Below are 249 nucleotides of genomic sequence, written 5' to 3'. Positions count from 1 at the left end.
CGACATCGCTGACAACAAGGCCGCGACCACGAAGAATGCCGAGAACATCCAAGGCCTGGATGGTCGCGTGAAGCAGAACACCACTGACATCGCCAAGAACACCGGCGACATCACCAAGAACACCGAAGGCATCGCCAAGAACGCCACCGACATCGCCGACAACAAGGCCGCGACCACGAAGAATGCCGAGAACATCCAAGGCCTGGATGGTCGCGTGAAGCAGAACACCACTGACATCGCCAAGAACAC

Annotated in this window: 1 protein-coding gene; it reads left to right on the top strand. The window is 57.8% G+C overall.

The window, feature by feature from the left end; all coding sequences use genetic code 11:
- Nucleotides 1-67 precede the first annotated feature (67 nt).
- Nucleotides 68-249: hypothetical protein (locus tag AC0IYU_RS34895; protein ID WP_472126992.1), on the top strand; the 182-nt coding region annotated here is incomplete at its 3' end.

Source organism: Variovorax sp. AC103, assembly GCF_979254005.1.
The sequence above is the reverse complement of the archived record's forward strand: the minus strand, read 5'-3'. Positions and strand labels throughout refer to the sequence as shown.